The following is a 19043-nucleotide window of genomic DNA, read 5'->3' as shown; positions in this document are numbered from 1 at the left end:
CCTAGATGCCGCTTCGTCAGCCTGCCAGTTCGCTCAGGCGCTGCTCCAATAGCTGTAAATCGTAGGGCTTGACGATGCTGTCGGTGGCCGCCGCGCTGTCGCGGGCGCGCACTTCTTCGAGCAATTCGCGTTCGTTGTAGCCGCTGGCGAACAATACTGGCAGAGTCGGCCGCAGCTGACGCGCTGCGGCTACCAGCTCACGGCCATCCATCCCCGGTAGGCCGATGTCGCTCATCAGCAGGTCGAAATGCTGCGCGGTGTGCAGCAGCTCCAGCGCGCTGGGGCCGTCGCGCAGGGCGTGGACGCAATAACCGAACTCCCCCAGCACTTCAGCGGTGAGTTGGCGCACGACGTCGTCGTCCTCAACCAACAGGATGGTTTTGGTGGCAGCACAATCGGTTTCGGTCATCTGAGTCTCTGTTTTCGCGCGCAGAATGCGCAAATGTTTGGCAAACTTCGGGGAATGCGCGCGGTCAGTGTGCCATACGCCTTCCCCGGATAGATAAGAAGAAGCGAGACAACCATCGAATGGACGTCCCAATGTCGAATGAGTCCGCAATGGACGAGCAGGGTTTTCGCCGAATTCTCAATCGCAACGTCGGGTTGCCGCTGGGCCTTGGGCTGGTTGGCGCTTTGTGCTTTGCGGTATTGATCGGCTACCTGCTCAGTGTGATCCGCTGGGTCGAACACACCGACCAGGTACTCAACCGAGCCAGTGAAATCTACAAGCTGACGCTCGACATGGAGACCGGTATGCGCGGCTACCTGCTCAGTGGGGAGGAGGATTACCTGGCGCCCTACGAGCAGGCACGCGGCAAGTTCCGGCCACAGACCGAGCAGCTCATTGACATGGTCGCGGACAACCCGCCGCAGGTGCAGCGTCTCGAACGTTTGCTGGCCATGCAGGATCAATGGGATCTGTATGCTCAGGAAGTCATCGCCAGTCGCCGTTCCGGCGGCAACTTCATGGCTGAAGTCGGGCGTGGCCGCGGCAAGAACCTCACTGATGGCATGCGACGTGAGCTCGACACCTTCATCAACAGCGAGCGCGAACTGCGTCAGCAGCGTAATGCCAATGTCAGCAACACCACGCTGTGGGGGGCGGGTATCTACCTGGTGGTCAGCATCCTGTTCAGCGCTCTGTTGGCGCTGTTCGGGCGTCGAGAGCTGATGAACCTCTCGCAGACCTATTCCCAGGCCATGGCCAAGCAGGCGGACTACGCGGACGAGCAGCGCCGTCGTGCCTGGCTGGGTGGTGGTCAGAATCTGCTGGCGGAGCGACTTGTGGGCCAGCCGCGTGTGCAGGAGCTGGCGGATCGCTCTCTTGAATTTCTAGCTGAGTACCTGGGTTGCGTGGTTGCTGCCCTTTATCTGCGTGATGCTCAAACCGGCGACCTGAAGCGGGTGGCCGGTTATGGCTTCAGCGAAGACGCTGGCCTCAAGGCGCATTTCTACAGCGGAGAAGGCCTGGTTGGGCAGGCCGCCCGCGGGCGTCGTGTGGTGTGCCTGGATGACCTGCCGGCCGATTACATAAAGGTAGCGTCGAGCCTTGGCGAGGGCCTGCCGGTCAGCGTCGCCCTGGTTCCGCTGCAATCGGAGGATCGCGTCAACGGCGTGATCGAACTGGCTTTCATGCGTGCGCTGGAACCACGCGAGCGCGAGTTTCTCGACGCCATCGCCGGCAATGTGGGTAATGCGTTGGAGGCGGCCCGTTATCGTCAGCGTCTGCAGGACATCCTGGGCGAAACCCAGCAACTCAACGAGGAGCTGCAGACCCAGCAGGAAGAACTGCGTGCCGCCAACGAGGAACTGGAGCAGCAGGCTCGTGTGCTCAAGGAGTCTCAGGCCCACCTGGAAACCCAACAGGCCGAACTCGAACAGACCAACGAGAAGCTCTCCGAGCAGGCGCAGACACTGGCCGACCAGCGCGACGAACTCGATCAGCGCAACACCACCCTTGGCCGTATCCAGGCGCAACTGGAAGAGCGCGCCGAAGAGCTGCAGCGCGCCAGCCGCTACAAGTCCGAATTCCTCGCCAACATGAGCCACGAGCTGCGCACGCCGCTCAATAGCTCGCTGATCCTGGCCAAGCTGCTGGCGGAGAACGGTAATGGCAACCTCAACGACGAGCAGGTGAAGTTCGCCGAGTCGATCTACTCGGCCGGCAACGACCTGCTCAATCTGATCAACGATATTCTCGACATTGCCAAGGTCGAGGCCGGCAAGCTCGAGGTGCGTCCTGAGCGTACGCCGCTGACGAGCATGCTCGAGGGCCTGAATGATGTGTTCGTACCGCTAGCAGGCGAGCGCGGCCTGAGTTTCGTGATCGAGCAGCAGGGCGAGCTGCCGCAGGTGCTGTTCACTGACCGCCAGCGCGCCGAGCAGATCCTGCGTAACCTGCTGTCCAACGCCTTCAAGTTCACCGACCGCGGTGGCGTGACCCTGAGCGTGTCGCGTCAGGACGATCATTATCTGGCGTTCGCCGTGCATGATACCGGCATCGGTATCGCCGCCGATCAGCAGCAGGCGATCTTCGAGGCCTTCCGCCAGGCCGACGGCACCACCAACCGTCGTTATGGCGGCACCGGCCTGGGGCTGTCCATCTCGCGTGACCTGGCCGGCTTGCTGGGCGGCTCCATCACCGTCAGCAGCGTGCCCGGCGAGGGCAGTACCTTCACCTTGCTGTTGCCCGAGCGCATGGTCGACGCTGGGGGCGCGAGCAAGCCGCCGAGCGAACCGGTGGTTGCCGTGGTGCCGGCCGTTGCTGTCGCGCCTGCTGCTGCAGCTGTACCAGCACCGATGCCCAGACAGCCGGCACCATTTGCCGATGATCGTGAGCACCTGGATGAGCATGGTGGTCGTCGCGTGCTGGTAGTGGAGGACGAAGTGCGCTTCGCCCGTATCCTCTTTGATCTGGCTCACGAGCTGGGCTACGCCTGTCTGGTCGCCACCTGCGCCGATGAAGGCCTGGAGCTGGCGCAGCAGTATCGTCCGGACGCCATCCTGCTCGACATGCGCCTGCCCGACGGCTCAGGCCTCGGTGTGCTGCAACGTCTGAAGGATGATCCGCAGACCCGTCATATCCCTGTACATGTGGTCTCGGTAGAGGATCAGAGCGAGGCCGCGCTGCACCTGGGGGCGGTTGGCTATGCGCTCAAGCCCACCAGTCGCGATCAGCTCAAGGAAGTCTTCGGCAGGCTCGAGGCCAAGCTCAATCAGCAGGTCAAGCGCGTACTGCTGGTCGAGGACGACCCGTTGCAGCGCGACAGCGTGGCCCGCCTGATCGGCGACGAAGACATCGAGATCACCGCCGTGGCCCTGGCCGGCGAAGCGCTGGAGAAACTGCGCACGACCGTCTTCGACTGCATGATCATCGACCTCAAGTTGCCTGACATGCTTGGCAACGAGCTGCTGCGGCGCATGGCCGAGGAAGACATCTGCTCCTTCCCGCCGGTGATCGTCTACACCGGGCGCAACCTGACCCGCGACGAGGAAGCCGAGCTGCTCAAGTATTCGCGCTCGATCATCATCAAGGGCGCACGCTCGCCGGAGCGGCTGCTGGACGAGGTCACCCTGTTCCTGCACAAGGTCGAGGCCGAGCTGTCCAGCGAGCACCAGAAGATGCTCAAGACCGCGCGCAGCCGTGACAAACTGTTCGAGGGCCGCCGCCTGCTGCTGGTCGATGACGACGTGCGCAACATCTTCGCCCTGTCCAGCGCGTTGGAGCAGAAGGGCGCCTCGGTGGAGGTGGCGCGCAACGGCCATGAGGCATTGGCCAAGTTGCGCGAGCACGAGGACATCGACCTTGTACTGATGGACGTGATGATGCCGGAGATGGATGGCTACGAGGCCACCCGGCAGATTCGCCTGGAAGAACGCTGGAAAAACCTGCCGATCATTGCGGTGACGGCCAAGGCGATGAAGGATGACCAGGAGCGCTGCCGTCAGGTCGGTGCCAACGATTACCTGGCCAAACCCATCGACCTGGATCGCCTGTTCTCCCTGATCCGCGTGTGGATGCCCAAGCTGGAGCGTCTGTGATGCCTGACGAAATCGAGCTGCGCCTGCTGATCGAGGCGATCTATCTGCGTTACAGCTACGACTTTCGCGATTATTCGAAAGCCTCGCTCAAGCGCCGTGTGCGTCAGGCGCAGGCGCAGCTCGATTGCCCGACCATTTCGGCGCTGCAGGAGCGCATCCTGCACGAGCCGCAGGCGTTCATGCAGCTGTTGCAGTACCTCACCATCCCGGTCAGCGAGATGTTCCGCGACCCCGACTACTTTCTCGCCCTGCGCGAGCAGGTGGTGCCGCTGCTGCACACCTATCCATCGCTGAAGGTCTGGGTGGCTGGCTGCAGTACGGGGGAGGAGGTGTACTCCCTGGCCATCCTGCTGCACGAGGAAGGCTTGTTGGAGCGCACCATGATCTATGCCACCGACATCAACCCGCACTCGCTGGAAAAGGCCGAACAGGGCATCTTCGCCCTCGACAACCTGCGCACCTATACCCAGAACTATCAGCTATCCGGCGGCAAGCGGGCGTTTTCCGACTACTACTCGGCAGCCTATGACCGCGTGCTGTTCGACAAGTCGCTGCGCGCCAACGTGACCTTCGCCGACCACAGCCTGGCCACCGACAGCGTGTTCGCCGAAACCCATCTGGTGTCGTGCCGCAATGTGCTGATCTATTTCAACCGCGACCTGCAGGACCGTGCCCTCGGTCTGTTCCACGAGTCCCTCTGTCATCGCGGCTTTCTCGGCCTGGGCAGCAAGGAAAGCCTGGATTTCTCCGCCTACGCCCGACAGTTCGAGGCCGTGTCGCGGCCCGAGCGGATTTTTCGCAAGCGATGAGCAGCCAGCGGATCAACCTCCGCGGCCAGGTTCGTGCGCCGCTGCAGGCGCTACTGATCGGCGCTTCTGCCGGCGGCGTGGAAGCCTTGCTCAGCCTGCTCGAAGACCTGCCGCCGGACTACCGGCTGCCGGTGGTGTGCCTGCTGCATCAGCCGGATCGCAACGACAGCCTGCTGGCAGACCTGCTTGCCCGGCGCCTACGGCTGCCGGTCAAGGAAGCCGAGGACAAGGAATACCTGCGCAGCGGCATGGTTTACGTGGCGCCCGCGGGTTACCACCTGTCCATCGAAACCGAGCGCAGCTTTTCCCTCAGTCGTGAGGAGCCGCGGCATTTCTCCCGGCCCTCGATCGACATCCTCTTTGAGTCTGCTGCCGATGCCTACGGCGAGCACCTGGCTGCTGCGCTGCTGACTGGCGCCAACGAGGATGGCGCTTTCGGCCTGCTGGCTGTTCAGCAGGCCGGTGGGCTGACACTGGTACAGGACCCGGCCGACGCGCTGGTGCCCACCATGCCGAATGCCGCGCTGGCGCTGCTCAAACCGGATTTTCTCCTGCCTATCAATGCCATGCGCCTGCTGCTGGCCGAACTGGATACCCTGCCATGCTGAGGAAGATTGAAGCCAAGGTGCTGATCGTCGACGACCTGCCGGAAAACCTCCTGGCCCTGCGTTCGCTGATCCAGAGCGAGGATCGCACCGTGTTCCAGGCCAGCAGTGCCGATGAGGCGTTGTCGCTACTGCTCGAAAACGAATTCGCCCTGGCCATTCTCGACGTGAAGATGCCGGGCATGAACGGCTTCGAGTTGGCCGAGCTGATGCGTGGCACGGAGAAGACCAAGCACATTCCGATCATCTTCGTCAGCGCGGTCGGGCGCGACATGGACTATGCCTTCCGGGGTTACGAGAGCGGTGCGGTGGATTTCCTGCACAAGCCGTTGTCGCCGTTCGAGGTGCGCAGCAAGGTGTCCATGTTCGTCGAGCTGTACCGCCACCGCAAAGCCCTGAGCATGCAGCTGGAGGTGGTCGAGGCGGCGCGCCGTGAACAGGAGGCGCTACTCGAGGAGCTGCGCGAAACGCAGGCGGAGCTGCAGAAGGCGGTGGAGATGCGTGACGTGTTCATGTCCATCGCCTCGCACGAGCTGCGCACGCCGCTCAACGGCCTGATCCTCGATGTGCAACTGCGCCGGCTGCGCCTGGAGCAGGGGCGCATGGATGCCTTCACGCCCGACAAGCTGCAGGAGATGATCACGCGCGATGAGCGGCAGATCCGCAGCCTGAGCCGCCTGATCGACGACATGCTGGATGTTTCGCGCATCCGTACCGGCAAGCTTTCCGTGCGCCCGGAACCGGGTGACCTCGGTGTGTTGGCCGGCAGCGTGGTAGAGAGCCTGGCTGCGCAGTACACCAATACCGGCACGCCTATCGACCTGCACGTGGAGGGGCCGGCCCCGGTGATGATGGACGAGTTCCGCATCGAGCAGGTTCTCGCCAACCTGCTGACCAACGCCTTGCGCTACGGTGGCGGCAAGCCGGTATCGGTACGGGTCGCGGCAGAGGGTGAGCAGGTTCGTGCCGAAGTACGCGATCAGGGCCTGGGTATCTCGGAAGAGGATCAGGGGCGCGTATTCGAGCAGTTCGAGCGGGTATCCGGTACCAGCGTCGCCCAAGGGCTTGGACTTGGCCTGTTCATCAGCGAGCAGATCGTCCAGGCCCACGGTGGCCGTATCGAGCTCAGCAGTCGCCTCGGCGAGGGCGCCTGCTTCAGTGTCGTGCTGCCGCGTCGCAGCTGATCGTGCAAATTGCACGTGTCGTAATTCATGCATCTTGCAAAGTGCATGGGGCAAAAAATTTTACAAATTAATAACTCATTGATTTATAAGAATATTATTCGTGATTTGATGTTGGCATGAGCGCTGCAAAATCAGTCGTGTAAGCCCCCGACAGACCTGCTGATGGAGAAGCGCCATGAACATCGTCCGACTGAGCCTGTTTTGCGTCGCTGCATTGCTGGTCAACGGGGCTTACGCCAAAGATTTCACCGGCTCGGCTGGCGCCATTACTAAGACGGCTGAGTTCACCATTTCCAACTCGCCCGTTTGGGAGTCCCGTGTCGGTGCCCGGCAGGGCGGCTCCGCCGAACTGCGTAGCCAGCCTACCCGCGCAGTCGGCGCCATCGGTGACGACGCCCAGTGGCTGCGTATTTCCGACGATGGCGACACCGATACCGCCAACCGTGAGCCGCGCCCTGCCAACAGCACCCAGCGCTGGGTGTTCTGACCGACAAGGAGTCCTGCCATGTCCAGAAGTGCCATCCTGTTGTTGATCATGACCTTGTCGAGCCTGGCCGCATTGTGGCTAAGCCCGGGCCTGGAAGAGGGTTCCGCCCTGCTGCTCAAGGGAGCCAGCGTCGTTTTCGGCCTGGGTTTCCTGGTGGCGCTGATGGCCGGGCGCCGCATCAAGTTCGATCCGGTCCTGCGTTGAGCGTGATTCGGCACCGAAGCAATAGAAAGCGCCGCGAAGATTGCGGCGTTTTTTATTGCCCGAGTCATCAGTCCAGGTGAGACCTCAGACCGGCAGACTGAAGTAGAAGGTGGAGCCTTCGCCCGGGCGGGAGTGAACGCTGAGCTGGCCGCCGTGCAACTGCACGATCTCCCGCGCCAGCGCTAGACCCAGACCGACGCCACCCTTGCGTCTGCCAACCTGAACGAAGGGCTCGAAGATACGAGCCTGCTGCTCGAAGGGGATGCCCTCGCCGTCATCCTGCACGCTGACGATCACCTGCTCGCCGTGGCGGCGTACCTGTAGCCGCACTGCATCACCCGGGTTGCTGTAGCGCAGGGCATTGTCGATCAGGTTGTCGATCAGTCGCTCCAGTTGTGCAGCATCGAGGCTCAGGCGCGGCAGCGGTTCGTGAACCTCGCAGACCAGTGTCACTTCACGCTCGGCGGTCTTCTCGACAAAGCGCTGCGGCGCCTGCCGGATCATCTCGGCCAGGTCGCAGGGACGGCGCTGCAGGGTCTGCATGCCGTTCTGGTAGCGCGAGAAATTCAGCAGATCGTCGATCAACTGCACCAGGCGATGCATTTCCTCATCGACGGTGCGCATCAGCTCCTGCTCACGGCCACTCGGCGGCAGCGAGAGGCGCTCGCGTAGCAAGCTGAAGGCCATGTGCATGCCGGTGATCGGCGTGCGCAGCTCGTGCGAGGCGCGCAGGATGAATTCGCTGCGCACACGCTCGAAGGCGCGTTGCTTGGTGACGTCACGCAGCACCATCACGGCCCCTACGCTGCCACCTTCGCTCACTTGGACCGGCGTCAGCGCCCAGGCCAGCAGACGGGTTTCACCGTCGCGCTCGATCTGCAGGTCGGCGGGCGGTTCGTACAGCAGCTCGCCTGCGAGTACCTGGCGCAGTGCCTCGTCGACGGCGTGATCCGGCAGCAGCGGTCCGATCGGTTGACCGAGGATATCGGCGTGCCAGGACAGCTGGCGTAGCGCTACGGGGTTGGCGTGCTCGATGCGGCCCTGCTCGTCGAGGATGACCAGGCCATCGTCGATGCTGTCGAGCACGGCTTTCAGGCGGCCTTCGCTGCTGAGCAACTGGTTGAGGTTGCTCGAATGGTATTCGCGCAGCGCCTCGGTCATCAGGCCGAAGCGGCGACTCAGCACTGCCAACTCCACCACGGGCGATACAGGCAGTACCACATCGTATTTGCCCTGGCCGATCTGGTCAGCGGCGCGCACCAGCATATCGATGGGCGCGCCGAAGCGGCGGGCGATGCCGTGGGCGGTGAGTACGCCGATCGCCAGCACGGCCAGGCCGGTCAGTACCAGAAGCCCGGCGATCAGCTGGGAACGCTCGCCGGCCTTGTGCTCGGCGGCGATGACCCAGTTGACGACCTGATCCTGCTGTTCCAGCAGGTGATTGCGCAAGCGCTGAAAGGCTTCGGTGAAGGGTTTGTAACCGCCCAGGTTGTGCGGCGTTTCGCCAGGCGGGGTGCCGCCGCTGGCCGCTTTTTCCATCGCGTCGTAAAGCTCCGCAGCGCGTTCCAGTCCTCGTATGTAGTCGGCGCCGAGGTTGGTGTTGATCCCTTCCTCGAAGGTGGCGCGGAACGACTGGCGAATGGTCTCGAGGCGCTGCGCGTCAGGCTGCGGATCGATCAGCACGATCAGCTCGTCGCCCAGATGCTGGCGCAGCTTCTGGCCGACCTGCACGGCATCGAAGCCACGCTGGATCAGTTCGCTCTGGCTACGCGCCATCTGCGTGACGCTGAACAGGCCGAGCAGCAGGCCCAGCAGGGCCACGGTGATCAGCGCCGAAATGCTGAGAAACAGGCGCGTGCGAAGCTTCATCGACAGCTTCATGGTGGTCCCATGGTTAGAGGTTGTACTGCTTGCGTTTGCGATAGAGGGTCGAGGTATCGATACCCAGTGTCTTGGCCGCCATGTCGAGGGTGCTGCTGCTGGCCAATACCGCAGCGATGTGGGCCTTCTCCAGCTCCTCGAGGCTCATCGGTGCGCCGACCCGCACGGTGCTGGTTGGTGCTTCGTTGCTGCCACCGAGGCCGAGGTGGGCAATCTCCACGGTCTCGCTCTGGCAGATGATGCTGGCACGCTCGATGACGTTGCGCAGTTCGCGGATATTGCCTGGCCAGCGATATGCCTGCAGAGCCGCTGCCGCTTCGGGGCTGAAGGCGCAGGCCGGACGGCCGTAGTCGCTGACGAAACGGGCGAGAAAGCGTTCGGCCAGGGACATCACGTCTTCGTGGCGTTCGCGCAGTGGCGGCAGCTTGAGGGTGATGACGTTGAGGCGGTAGAGCAGGTCTTCGCGGAAACGCCCTTCACGGACCATTTCGTCGAGATCCAGGTTGGTGGCGGCGACGATGCGTACATCGGCGCGGCGCGTGACCGGGTCGCCGACGCGCTCGTATTCCTTGTCCTGGATGAAGCGCAGCAGCTTGGGTTGCAGCGTCAGCGGGAAGTCGCCGATCTCGTCGAGGAACAGGGTACCGCCATCGGCCTGGCTGACGCGGCCCTGGGTGCTTTCGCTGGCGCCGGTGAAGGAGCCACGGGCATGGCCGAACAATTCGCTCTCCATCAGCTCGGCAGTCAGCGACGGGCAGTTGATGGTCACGCAGGTACGCTTGGCGCGGCGGCTCCAGCCGTGAATGGCGCGGGCCAGCTCGCCCTTGCCGGTGCCGGACTCACCGAGGATGAGGATATTGGCGTCGGTGGCCGCAACCTGGCGCGCGGTTTCCAGGATCGACATCATCGCCGGGCTGTGTGAATCGAGCCCGTCCTTGACCTTGCGCACCTCGCCCTCCAGCGCTTCCAGGCGCGCGGCCAGGGTACGCACTTCCAGCTGCTTGGCGGCCGCCAGGCGCAGTTGATCGGGAGTGCAGGGTTTGACCAGGTAATCGGCGGCGCCGGCCTGGATGGCGTCGACCGCTGTGTCCACGGCCGAGTGGGCAGTGACGATCACCACGCGCATCCACGGCGCCTGGATGCGCATCTGCGCCAGCAGGTCGAGACCGTTGTCCTCGCCCAGGCGCAGGTCGAGGAAGCACAGGTCAAACACCTGTCGATGCAACAGCGCTTCGGCTTGCGCCGCGCTGCTGGCCCCGGCGACGTCATAGCCTTCATCTTCAAGGCAGTAGCGGAAGGTACGCAGGATTGCCGCTTCGTCATCCACCAGCAGAATGCGCCCGCTGGTTTGCTCTGCAACTGCCATGTATGTGCTCCGTCTTGCTGGTCGATGCAGCTTAGTCAGGTAAAAACCGTGCAAGTTGCACGGCCTGAATGCGCAGATACTGCACCCTGCATGCAGGCAGGGTGCCTTTACTGTGTTTAACTTATTGTTTTACATAGTATTTATGTTCTTTCATGGCTGGCATGGGGCTTGCCATATTCCTCGTATCGTCTCACGAACAGGAGTGAACTCATGCCCCCGTTCAAACCCTTGATGCTGGCCGCCAGCACTGCTTTGCTGCTCGGCCTGACTCCATTGGCCAGCCAGGCCGCCGAGGGCGCGCTGGCTTCGCAGCTCGAAGCTGCGCGCCAGGAAGGCTCAATCTGGACTGCCTTCGCGCTCAACCGCCATCTCAACCCGTTCAAGCTCAAGATCGACGTGGAGGATGGCGTGGCCACCCTCGGTGGCAAGGTCGAGAACGACGTGCAGAAGGAGCTGGCCGAGCAGGTGGCGCTGAGCATAGAGGGCATCGACTCGGTGAACAATCGCATCGAAGTCGGCAGCGATGCCGTCGAGGGCAACCCGCCGGGGATGGTGCAGCGTCTCGAGGACGCCAGCCTCGCCGCCACGGTCAAGTCCAAGCTGCTGTGGAACAGCAACACCCGTGGCCTGGACATTCAGGTCAAGAGCGAGACCGGCAACATCACCCTGAGTGGTCACGCACAGACGCCCGCGGCCAAGGAGTTGGCGGGGCAACTGGCAGCCAATACCGATGGTGTGCGCGAGGTGTTCAACCACCTCAGCATCAGCACTGCCGACAGCAGTAGCAGCGAAGTGCAAACCACCCTCGACGAAGCGCGCGAGAACATCAGCGACAGCTGGATCACCAGTAAGGTCAAGGCCAGCTTTCTCTACAGCCGTAACCTGGACGCCATGAACATTTCGGTGAACACCGACGACGGTCTCGTCAGCCTGCGCGGCAGTGTGCTGAGCAGCGCCGAGAAGCGCCTGGCGGTCGAGATCGCCCGCAACATTCGCGGCGTGCGTGGCGTCGATGCAGATGCCCTGCGTATCAACAGTTGAACCAAGCAATCGCGGCCGCTGGAGCGGCCGATAACCCGCAAGTCCCATCGCCAAGGAGAGAATCCATGAGCAGCAAGACCGCACAACTCAATGAACTGATCGAAATCACCCGCGACGGCAAGCGCTTCTACGAGCATGCCCACGATGAGGTCAAGGACATCCGCCTGCAGGCGCTGTTCCGCGACATGGTGCGTGCCAAGACTGAAGTGATCGACGCCCTGAGCGTCAAGGTTGCGGCCAACCAGAGCGAGCCGGCGTCTGGCGGCACCATGCTGGGCAAGCTGCGCCAGTTCTACGCCGACACCCGCGCGACCCTGGCCAAGGATGAAGATGCCACCTACGTTGCGCAGTTGGAGGAGGCAGAGGACCGTATTCTGCATGCCTTCGAAGATGCGCTGGAAAGCGCGGACAATGACGTCCGTGTCCTGTTGGCCGTGGAGATGCCCAAGGTGCGGGCTTGCCACGACCGTATGCGCGCGCTGAAGCAGAATATGCAGTAATCACTGCGACGTTGTTACGAGCCCCTGCACGCACTGCGTGTGGGGGCTTTTTATTGGGGATGGGCAGGCCAGGGCGGCAAGTTTGTGTGTTCTTTTAGCGCTATTTATATCCGGGCAAGGATCATTGGCGTGTCGATCTTTCGTCTTGGTTTCGCCCCTTACGGGCGAGTCACTTTCTCTTGCTTGCCCAAGAGAAAGTAACCAAAGAGAAGGGCACCCCACCATCCGGCCCCGGCTGCGCCGGGGTTCCCTCGTTCCATCACCACTCCAGGGGCACGCTGCGAAGGGCACCCCTGGCCCATCGCAGCTCTCGCGACATCCATGTCGCTCAACCCCTTACGCGGCGATTCCACTCGGCCTCCTGAAGGGGACTTGGGCGTCGTCTGTACCATCGCAGTTGAAGAGCAAAAGCCAAACGCTACCGACTTTGATCTTCCGGAGATTTCGCAAGCTCGCGGTCCGGTCCCCTTCAGGAGGCCGAACTTAGGTGTTGCGTAGGGGGACGAGCGGCATGGATGCGGCGAGAGGCTTAAAGGGCCATGGACGGCCCTTGTAAGCCGGCCCCCGGAGCGGCGCCCGTAAGGGGCGCAACCCAAACGCTCAGTGGACTCGGTAATGGATAGTGCTAAGCCAGTAAGCGATACGCACACAAATACGCCAGTCCAGTATCCCCCGCACTTCCCCCCCAACCCACGCGAAGCGCTTTATCGGTCACACCCGAAACTCGTCGACGTTCATTTAACTGTCACATTCGTTTCATAGAGTGGTCACGTGGCCTGCAGATACTTGGGCCCGTTCCATCCAACACTATCCTGCTAGGAGCAAGGCATGAAACTGAAGCGTTTGATGGCGGCCCTGACTTTCGCCGCCGCTGGCGTAAGCGCCGTATCTGCTGTAGCCGCCGTCGACCCGGCTCTGCCGAACTACGAAAAGACTTCCGGTGTGTCGGGCAACCTGTCCAGCGTCGGTTCCGATTCGCTGGCCAACCTGATGACCCTGTGGGCAGAAGAGTTCAAGAAGAACTACCCCAACGTGAACATCCAGATCCAGGCCGCTGGTTCCTCCACTGCGCCACCCGCGCTGACCGAAGGCACCGCCAACATGGGCCCGATGAGCCGTCCGATGAAGGACAGCGAAATCCAGGCGTTCGAAGAGAAGTACGGCTACAAGCCGACCGCCGTTCCGGTAGCGATCGACGCCCTGGCGGTGTTCGTGCACAAGGACAACCCGATCAAGTCGCTGTCGATCGAGCAGGTTGACGCGATCTTCTCCAGCACCCGCCTGTGCGGTAACGACAAGGACATCAAGACCTGGGGTGATCTCGGTCTGACCGGCGAGTGGGCAAACAAGCCGCTGCAGCTGTTCGGTCGTAACTCGGTATCCGGCACCTACGGATACTTCAAGGAAGAAGCCCTGTGCAAAGGCGACTTCAAATCCAACGTCAACGAGCAGCCGGGTTCGGCTTCTGTGGTGCAGTCGATCTCCAGCACCCTGAACGCCATTGGCTACTCGGGTATTGGCTACCGTACCTCCAGCGTTCGCGCCGTACCGCTGTCCAAGAAGGGCGGTGAAGCCTTCGAAGCCTCGGAAGAAAACGCCCTGGCTGGCAAGTTCCCGCTGGCCCGCTTCTTCTACGTCTACGTGAACAAGGCACCGAACCAGCCGCTGAGCCCGCTGGATGCCGAGTTCATCAAGCTGGTGCTGTCCAAGCAGGGCCAAGACGTCGTGATGAAAGACGGTTACATCCCGCTGCCGTCCAAGGTAGCCGAAAAAGCGATGAAGGAACTGGGCCTGTAAGGCTTCCAGTGTGATGGCCTGGCTCTGGTAGCCAGGCCATTCGACGAACCCGCCACCTTATGGGTGGCGGGCTTCGTCATGTCAGCAGGCTGTAATCTTTCTGTCACACAAGCTCGCTAAATTGACAAGCCTGGGCAGCCGTATGCGCTGCAATCAAGCTCGCGCAGAGACTTCTCGCATGAATGACTTGGCAAACGAATCCATGAACCGTTCGCAGAATCCGCTAGGGATCGACTTCAATACGCCTGCCCTGCAACGCAAGCGCCGTATGCGCGCGTTGAAGGATCGTATGGCGCGTTGGTATGTCTCCATCGGTGGTTTGGCGGTTCTGGGCGCCATCACCCTGATCTTCTTCTATCTCGCCCACGTTGTGCTGCCCATGTTCCAGGGCGCTGAACTGACCTCTCGCCAGGCTCAGCAACCGGCCTGGCTGGCTGAGGCGCAAGCGCCATTGATGCTGGCCATCGAGGAACAGAACCAGGTGGCCATGCGCCTGGACGCTTCCGGTGCCGTGCAGTTCTTCGAACTCAAGACCGGCGAAGCCCTGCAGCGTCTGCAGTTGCCGTTGCCGCAGGGTGTTTCGGTTGCGTCCGTCAGCCAGGATCAGCCAGGCACGCGCCGCGTGGTACTGGGCCTGTCCAACGGCCAGGCGCTGATCATTCAGCACAACTACAAGATCAGCTACCCGGACAACGTGCGCACGATCGCACCACAGATCGAGTACCCCTACGGTGAGGCAGCTATCGAAGTCGATCCGCAAGGCCGACCACTCGAGCACATCGCCATCAACCTCAACAGCGGTACGCTGATGCTGGCCGGCTCCACCGGCAATGAGCTGCACCTGATCAGCCTGAGCCGTGAAGAGAACCTGTTCACCGGCGAGGTGAGCGTCAGCGAGGAGCGCATCAACCTGCCGCAGATCGGTGAGCCGATCAGCCAGCTGATTCTCGACCCGCGTCAGATGTGGTTGTACGTATTCAACGGCAGCTCCAGTGCCGACGTTTTCGACCTGCGCAAGCGCAGCCTCAATGGTCGTTACGAGCTGCTCAAGGATGCTTCCAACAGTGTGACTAGCGCCACCAGCCTGCTCGGCGGTATCTCGATCATGATCGGTGACGCCAAGGGCGGCATCCAGCAGTGGTTCATGGTGCGTGACAAGGACGGCAAGTCCACTTTCCAGTCGATCCGCAGCTTCCAACTGGGCAGCAGCGCGATCACCCAGATTCTGCCCGAGGAGCGCCGCAAGGGTTTCATGGCGCTGGATGCCGACGGCCGCCTGGGCATTTTCCACAGCACCGCGCACCGCACCCTGCTCAAGCAGCAGGTCGCCGAAGGCGGCGCCATCGCTGCCCTGTCGCCGCGTGCCAGTCGTGTGCTGGTGGAGTCGGATGGCAAGCTGCAGCGTTTCCTGGTCGACAACCCGCACCCGGAAATCTCCTGGAGTTCGCTGTGGGGCAAGGTCTGGTACGAAAGCTATCCGGAGCCTGACTATGTCTGGCAGTCGACCTCGGCCAACACCGATTTCGAGGCCAAGCTGAGCCTCTCGCCGCTGGCCTTCGGTACGCTCAAGGCGGCCTTCTACGCCATGTTGCTGGCTGCTCCGTTGGCCATCGCGGCAGCGATTTACACCGCCTACTTCATGGCGCCGCGCATGCGCACCAAGGTCAAGCCGGTGATCGAGCTGATGGAAGCGCTGCCGACGGTGATTCTCGGCTTCTTTGCCGGTCTGTTCCTCGCGCCGTTTCTGGAGAACCATTTACCCGGCATCTTCAGCCTGCTGCTGCTGACGCCGGTGGGCATCCTGCTGTTCGGCTTCCTCTGGACCAAGCTGCCTGAGTCCATCCGCCATCGCGTTCCCGAGGGCTGGGAAGCGGCGCTGCTGATCCCGGTCGTGATTGCCGTGGGCTGGTTCTCCATCGGCATCAGTGGTCATCTGGAAAACTGGCTGTTCGGCGGCAATATGCGCCTGTGGCTGTCCAACGACCTGGGCATTCCCTTCGACCAGCGCAACGCCCTGGTGGTGGGCCTGGCGATGGGCTTCGCGGTGATCCCGAACATCTACTCCATCGCCGAAGACGCCGTGTTCAGTGTGCCCAAGAGCCTGACTTTCGGCTCCCTGGCCCTCGGTGCGACACCCTGGCAGACCCTGACCCGCGTGGTGATTCTCACCGCCAGCCCGGGCATCTTCTCGGCGTTGATGATCGGCATGGGCCGCGCGGTGGGCGAGACCATGATCGTACTGATGGCCACCGGCAACACGCCGATCATGGACATGAATATCTTCGAAGGCATGCGCACCCTGGCGGCCAACGTCGCGGTGGAAATGCCCGAGTCTGAGGTTGGCGGCACTCACTACCGTGTGTTGTTCCTGGCCGCCATGGTGCTGCTGTTGTTCACCTTCGTCATGAACACCCTGGCCGAGCTGATCCGTCAGCGTCTGCGCACCAAGTATTCGTCGCTCTAAGGTTTTGGAAGGTATATGTCCGTGAAACAGAACAACCTGAAATCCTGGTACAAGAGCGGCGCTCCGGGCGTGTGGATGAGCGGTGGCGCGGTTGCCATCGCCATCATCATGACCCTTGGTCTGCTGGCGGTGATCGCCTCTCGTGGCCTGGGCCACTTCTGGCCGGCCGACATCCTCGAAGCCGACTACCAGGTGCCTGGTCAGGAAGCGCGGGTGATGCTGGGTGAGGTGGTGCAGGTCGAGGAAGTGCCGCGCGCTCGTCTCGCGGCCGCAGGCCTGCCGGTCGCCGAAGAGGGCGGCGAATTCATGACCCGCGAGCTGATGAAAGTGGGTAACCGCGAGCTGTTCGGCGCCGACTTCACCTGGGTGGTCGGCGAGTGGCTGAGCAACCCGCGCAAGCCAGCGGGCATTACGGTGCTGGAACGTCGCGAGTGGGGCAACTTCTACGGCAACCTGCTCAACGTCAAGGAAAGCGGTCAGGTAATCGCCGAGGGTGATGCGGCCTGGGTTGCGCTGCAGGAGCGTCTGGATCGCGTCGATGATTTGCATGCGCAACTGGTGCGCCTGGAGAAGAAAGACATCGGCCGCATCAACCACAGCCTCGAGCGGATCCGTCTGGAAGGCCGCAAACTGCAGTTGCAGGGCAAGCTGGATGACGCCGCGCAAGCTGACATGGACGCTCGCCGCGATGCGCTGAATGCCGAGTACAAGGTGCTCGAAGAGCGCATGGTGGCACTGACCCAGCAGATCAACCGTGACAGTGTGACCCTGAGCGCCAGCGATGGTCGTCAGACTGAAATCGAACTGGGCAAGATTGTCCGCGCCTTCCGTCCGAACGCCATGGGCACTGTCGACAAGCTCGGCTTCTACGCCATGAAGCTGTGGGAATTCGTCAGCGCCGAGCCGCGTGAGGCCAACACTGAAGGCGGTATCTTCCCGGCCATCTTCGGCACCGTGCTGATGGTCATGCTGATGGCGGTGATCGTTACCCCGTTCGGCGTGATCGCTGCGGTGTACCTGCGTGAATACGCGCACCAGGGCGCACTGACCCGGGTGATCCGCATCGCGGTGAACAACCTGGCTGGCGTACCTTCGATCGTCTACGGCGTATTCGGTCTCGGTTTCTTCGTCTACGTGCTGGGCGGCTCGATCGACCAACTGTTCTTCCCTGAGTCCGCACCGGCGCCGACCTTCGGCACGCCGGGCCTGATGTGGGCCTCATTGACCTTGGCGATCCTGACCCTGCCGGTGGTGATTGTTGCCACCGAGGAAGGCCTGGCGCGGATTCCGCGGGCAGTGCGCGAAGGCTCGCTGGCGCTTGGTGCGACCAAGGCCGAGACGCTTTGGAAGGTGGTCATCCCGATGGCCAGCCCAGCGATGATGACCGGCCTGATCCTGGCCGTGGCCCGTGCCGCTGGTGAGGTGGCGCCGCTGATGCTGGTGGGTGTGGTGAAGCTGGCGCCGACCCTGCCGCTCAATGGCAACTACCCGTACCTGCACCTCGATCAGAAGATCATGCACCTGGGCTTCCACATCTACGACGTCGGCTTCCAGAGCCCCAACGTCGAGGCTGCGCGCCCGCTGGTTTACGCCACGGCGCTGCTGCTGGTGATCGTCATCGCCCTGCTCAACCTGACCGCGGTCTATATCCGTAACCACCTGCGCGAGAAGTACAAGGCGCTGGATCACTAACGCAGCTACGAGTCGCGCACCGCCGGTGCGCAGCTTGCAGCTTGTAGCTACGAACGGAGTGAGTTTATGCAACACGAAACCCATACCCACGGTATCGACCTGGCCGCCCTCGGCCGCGACAAGCAGAGCCTGAGCCTGGCCAACGAGACCACGGCCATCGCCGTACCGGGCCTGAACCTGTACTACGGCCAGAAGCAGGCGCTGTTCGACGTCAAGATGGATATCCCCAAGCAGCGTGTGACCGCCTTCATCGGCCCGTCCGGCTGCGGCAAGTCGACCCTGCTGCGTACCTTCAACCGCATGAACGACCTTGTCGACGGTTGCCGTGTGGAGGGCGAGATCAACATCGACGGCCGCAACATCTACCGCAAGGGTGAGGACGTGGCCGAGCTGCGCCGCCGCGTCGGTATGGTGTTCCAGAAGCCCAACCCCTTCCCCAAGAGCATCTACGAGAACGTGGTGTATGGCCTGCGCATCCAGGGCATCAACAGCAAGCGCGTGCTCGACGAGGCCGTGGAATGGGCGCTGAAGAGCGCGGCGCTGTGGGACGAGGTCAAGGACCGTTTGCACGATTCGGCGCTGGGCCTGTCCGGCGGTCAGCAGCAGCGTCTGGTGATTGCCCGTACTGTTGCGGTGCAGCCGGAAGTGCTGCTGCTCGACGAACCCTGCTCGGCGCTCGACCCGATCTCCACGCTGAAGGTCGAAGAGCTGATCTACGAACTCAAGAGCAAGTACACCATCGTCATCGTCACCCACAACATGCAGCAGGCGGCGCGCGTCTCCGACTACACCGCGTTCATGTACATGGGCAAGCTGATCGAGTTCGGCGACACCGACACCCTGTTCACCAACCCGGCCAAGAAGCAGACAGAAGACTACATCACCGGTCGCTATGGTTGATTTGACCCCGTAGGGTGCGCTGTGCGCACCGGTTGCAGCTGCCCTGTGGTGCGCACGGCGCACCCTACCCGG

Annotated in this window: 15 protein-coding genes; 12 read left to right on the top strand and 3 right to left on the bottom strand. The window is 62.4% G+C overall.

Annotation, left to right across the window (positions count from 1 at the left end):
- Nucleotides 1-16: 16 nt before the first annotated feature.
- On the bottom strand, nucleotides 17-409 hold the full coding sequence (locus CXP40_RS16905; protein WP_055985996.1) for a response regulator: 393 nt from the start codon (nucleotides 407-409) through the stop codon (nucleotides 17-19).
- 131 nt (nucleotides 410-540) lie between these two features.
- Between CXP40_RS16905 and CXP40_RS16900 the strand changes: the two genes are divergently transcribed.
- The 6 genes from CXP40_RS16900 (at nucleotide 541) to CXP40_RS16875 (ending at nucleotide 7330) form a co-directional block, all read left to right on the top strand.
- Complete coding sequence (locus CXP40_RS16900) at nucleotides 541-4041, top strand: response regulator (protein WP_106734716.1); 3501 nt, start codon at nucleotides 541-543, stop codon at nucleotides 4039-4041.
- A complete protein-coding gene (locus tag CXP40_RS16895) occupies nucleotides 4041-4850 on the top strand; it encodes a protein-glutamate O-methyltransferase CheR (RefSeq protein ID WP_013713339.1) in 810 nt (269 codons plus the stop codon). The genes CXP40_RS16900 and CXP40_RS16895 overlap by 1 nt, the downstream gene beginning before the upstream one ends.
- Nucleotides 4847-5458, top strand: coding sequence for a chemotaxis protein CheB (locus CXP40_RS16890; protein ID WP_106734715.1), 612 nt, complete (start codon nucleotides 4847-4849; stop codon nucleotides 5456-5458). The genes CXP40_RS16895 and CXP40_RS16890 overlap by 4 nt, the downstream gene beginning before the upstream one ends.
- Entirely contained in the window at nucleotides 5452-6639 is a 1188-nt protein-coding gene (locus CXP40_RS16885; protein WP_106734714.1) for a hybrid sensor histidine kinase/response regulator, read from the top strand. The genes CXP40_RS16890 and CXP40_RS16885 overlap by 7 nt, the downstream gene beginning before the upstream one ends.
- A 175-nt stretch (nucleotides 6640-6814) precedes the next feature.
- Nucleotides 6815-7126 (top strand): hypothetical protein, encoded by a 312-nt coding sequence (locus CXP40_RS16880; RefSeq protein WP_106734713.1) that lies wholly within the window; start codon nucleotides 6815-6817, stop codon nucleotides 7124-7126.
- Nucleotides 7127-7144: 18 nt separating this feature from the next.
- Nucleotides 7145-7330 carry a PA3371 family protein gene (locus tag CXP40_RS16875; RefSeq protein ID WP_106734712.1) on the top strand — a complete coding sequence of 62 codons (186 nt, stop codon included), beginning with the start codon at nucleotides 7145-7147 and terminating at the stop codon, nucleotides 7328-7330.
- Between the two features lie 84 nt (nucleotides 7331-7414).
- On the opposite strand, the gene CXP40_RS16870 is transcribed toward CXP40_RS16875, so the two are convergent.
- A complete protein-coding gene (locus tag CXP40_RS16870; protein WP_106734711.1) occupies nucleotides 7415-9211 on the bottom strand; it encodes an ATP-binding protein in 1797 nt (598 codons plus the stop codon).
- 13 nt (nucleotides 9212-9224) lie between these two features.
- The gene (gene algB / locus CXP40_RS16865) at nucleotides 9225-10577 is read right to left on the bottom strand and encodes a sigma-54-dependent response regulator transcription factor AlgB (RefSeq protein WP_106734710.1); all 1353 of its coding nucleotides are present in this window, start codon (nucleotides 10575-10577) and stop codon (nucleotides 9225-9227) included.
- A gap of 210 nt (nucleotides 10578-10787) precedes the next feature.
- On the opposite strand from algB, the gene CXP40_RS16860 reads away from it, so the two are divergent.
- From CXP40_RS16860 to pstB, 6 genes are all read left to right on the top strand, one after another.
- Nucleotides 10788-11618, top strand: a complete 831-nt coding sequence (locus tag CXP40_RS16860) for a BON domain-containing protein (protein WP_106734709.1) — start codon at nucleotides 10788-10790, stop codon at nucleotides 11616-11618.
- 65 nt (nucleotides 11619-11683) lie between these two features.
- Nucleotides 11684-12118, top strand: coding sequence for a PA2169 family four-helix-bundle protein (locus CXP40_RS16855; protein ID WP_106734708.1), 435 nt, complete (start codon nucleotides 11684-11686; stop codon nucleotides 12116-12118).
- An 828-nt stretch (nucleotides 12119-12946) separates the two neighbouring features.
- Nucleotides 12947-13915 carry a PstS family phosphate ABC transporter substrate-binding protein gene (locus CXP40_RS16845; protein WP_106734706.1) on the top strand — a complete coding sequence of 323 codons (969 nt, stop codon included), beginning with the start codon at nucleotides 12947-12949 and terminating at the stop codon, nucleotides 13913-13915.
- 178 nt (nucleotides 13916-14093) lie between these two features.
- Nucleotides 14094-16379 (top strand): ABC transporter permease subunit, encoded by a 2286-nt coding sequence (locus CXP40_RS16840; protein ID WP_106734705.1) that lies wholly within the window; start codon nucleotides 14094-14096, stop codon nucleotides 16377-16379.
- 15 nt (nucleotides 16380-16394) lie between these two features.
- Nucleotides 16395-18071 carry a phosphate ABC transporter permease PstA gene (gene pstA / locus CXP40_RS16835; protein ID WP_177429691.1) on the top strand — a complete coding sequence of 559 codons (1677 nt, stop codon included), beginning with the start codon at nucleotides 16395-16397 and terminating at the stop codon, nucleotides 18069-18071.
- A 66-nt stretch (nucleotides 18072-18137) separates the two neighbouring features.
- Nucleotides 18138-18971: a phosphate ABC transporter ATP-binding protein PstB gene (gene pstB, locus CXP40_RS16830; protein WP_013713351.1), complete on the top strand. Its 834-nt coding sequence runs from the start codon at nucleotides 18138-18140 to the stop codon at nucleotides 18969-18971.
- The last annotated feature ends 72 nt before the right edge of the window (nucleotides 18972-19043 follow it).

Origin of the sequence: Pseudomonas sp. YY-1 (assembly GCF_002843095.1) — a bacterium.
Lineage (GTDB): Bacteria > Pseudomonadota > Gammaproteobacteria > Pseudomonadales > Pseudomonadaceae > Aquipseudomonas > Aquipseudomonas sediminis_A.
The sequence above is the reverse complement of the archived record's forward strand: the minus strand, read 5'-3'. Positions and strand labels throughout refer to the sequence as shown.

What these genes read in the sequence shown, in the direction of transcription:
- algB (WP_106734710.1), bottom strand. Translation starts at nt 10,577, where the DNA reads ATGGCAGTTGCAGAGCAAACCAGCGGGCGCATTCTGCTGGTGGATGAC.
- pstB (WP_013713351.1), top strand. Translation starts at nt 18,138, where the DNA reads ATGCAACACGAAACCCATACCCACGGTATCGACCTGGCCGCCCTCGGC.
- CXP40_RS16845 (WP_106734706.1), top strand. Translation starts at nt 12,947, where the DNA reads ATGAAACTGAAGCGTTTGATGGCGGCCCTGACTTTCGCCGCCGCTGGC.
- CXP40_RS16860 (WP_106734709.1), top strand. Translation starts at nt 10,788, where the DNA reads ATGCCCCCGTTCAAACCCTTGATGCTGGCCGCCAGCACTGCTTTGCTG.
- pstA (WP_177429691.1), top strand. Translation starts at nt 16,395, where the DNA reads ATGTCCGTGAAACAGAACAACCTGAAATCCTGGTACAAGAGCGGCGCT.
- CXP40_RS16855 (WP_106734708.1), top strand. Translation starts at nt 11,684, where the DNA reads ATGAGCAGCAAGACCGCACAACTCAATGAACTGATCGAAATCACCCGC.
- CXP40_RS16840 (WP_106734705.1), top strand. Translation starts at nt 14,094, where the DNA reads ATGAATGACTTGGCAAACGAATCCATGAACCGTTCGCAGAATCCGCTA.
- CXP40_RS16905 (WP_055985996.1), bottom strand. Translation starts at nt 409, where the DNA reads ATGACCGAAACCGATTGTGCTGCCACCAAAACCATCCTGTTGGTTGAG.
- CXP40_RS16900 (WP_106734716.1), top strand. Translation starts at nt 541, where the DNA reads ATGTCGAATGAGTCCGCAATGGACGAGCAGGGTTTTCGCCGAATTCTC.
- CXP40_RS16875 (WP_106734712.1), top strand. Translation starts at nt 7,145, where the DNA reads ATGTCCAGAAGTGCCATCCTGTTGTTGATCATGACCTTGTCGAGCCTG.
- CXP40_RS16880 (WP_106734713.1), top strand. Translation starts at nt 6,815, where the DNA reads ATGAACATCGTCCGACTGAGCCTGTTTTGCGTCGCTGCATTGCTGGTC.
- CXP40_RS16885 (WP_106734714.1), top strand. Translation starts at nt 5,452, where the DNA reads ATGCTGAGGAAGATTGAAGCCAAGGTGCTGATCGTCGACGACCTGCCG.
- CXP40_RS16895 (WP_013713339.1), top strand. Translation starts at nt 4,041, where the DNA reads ATGCCTGACGAAATCGAGCTGCGCCTGCTGATCGAGGCGATCTATCTG.
- CXP40_RS16890 (WP_106734715.1), top strand. Translation starts at nt 4,847, where the DNA reads ATGAGCAGCCAGCGGATCAACCTCCGCGGCCAGGTTCGTGCGCCGCTG.
- CXP40_RS16870 (WP_106734711.1), bottom strand. Translation starts at nt 9,211, where the DNA reads ATGAAGCTGTCGATGAAGCTTCGCACGCGCCTGTTTCTCAGCATTTCG.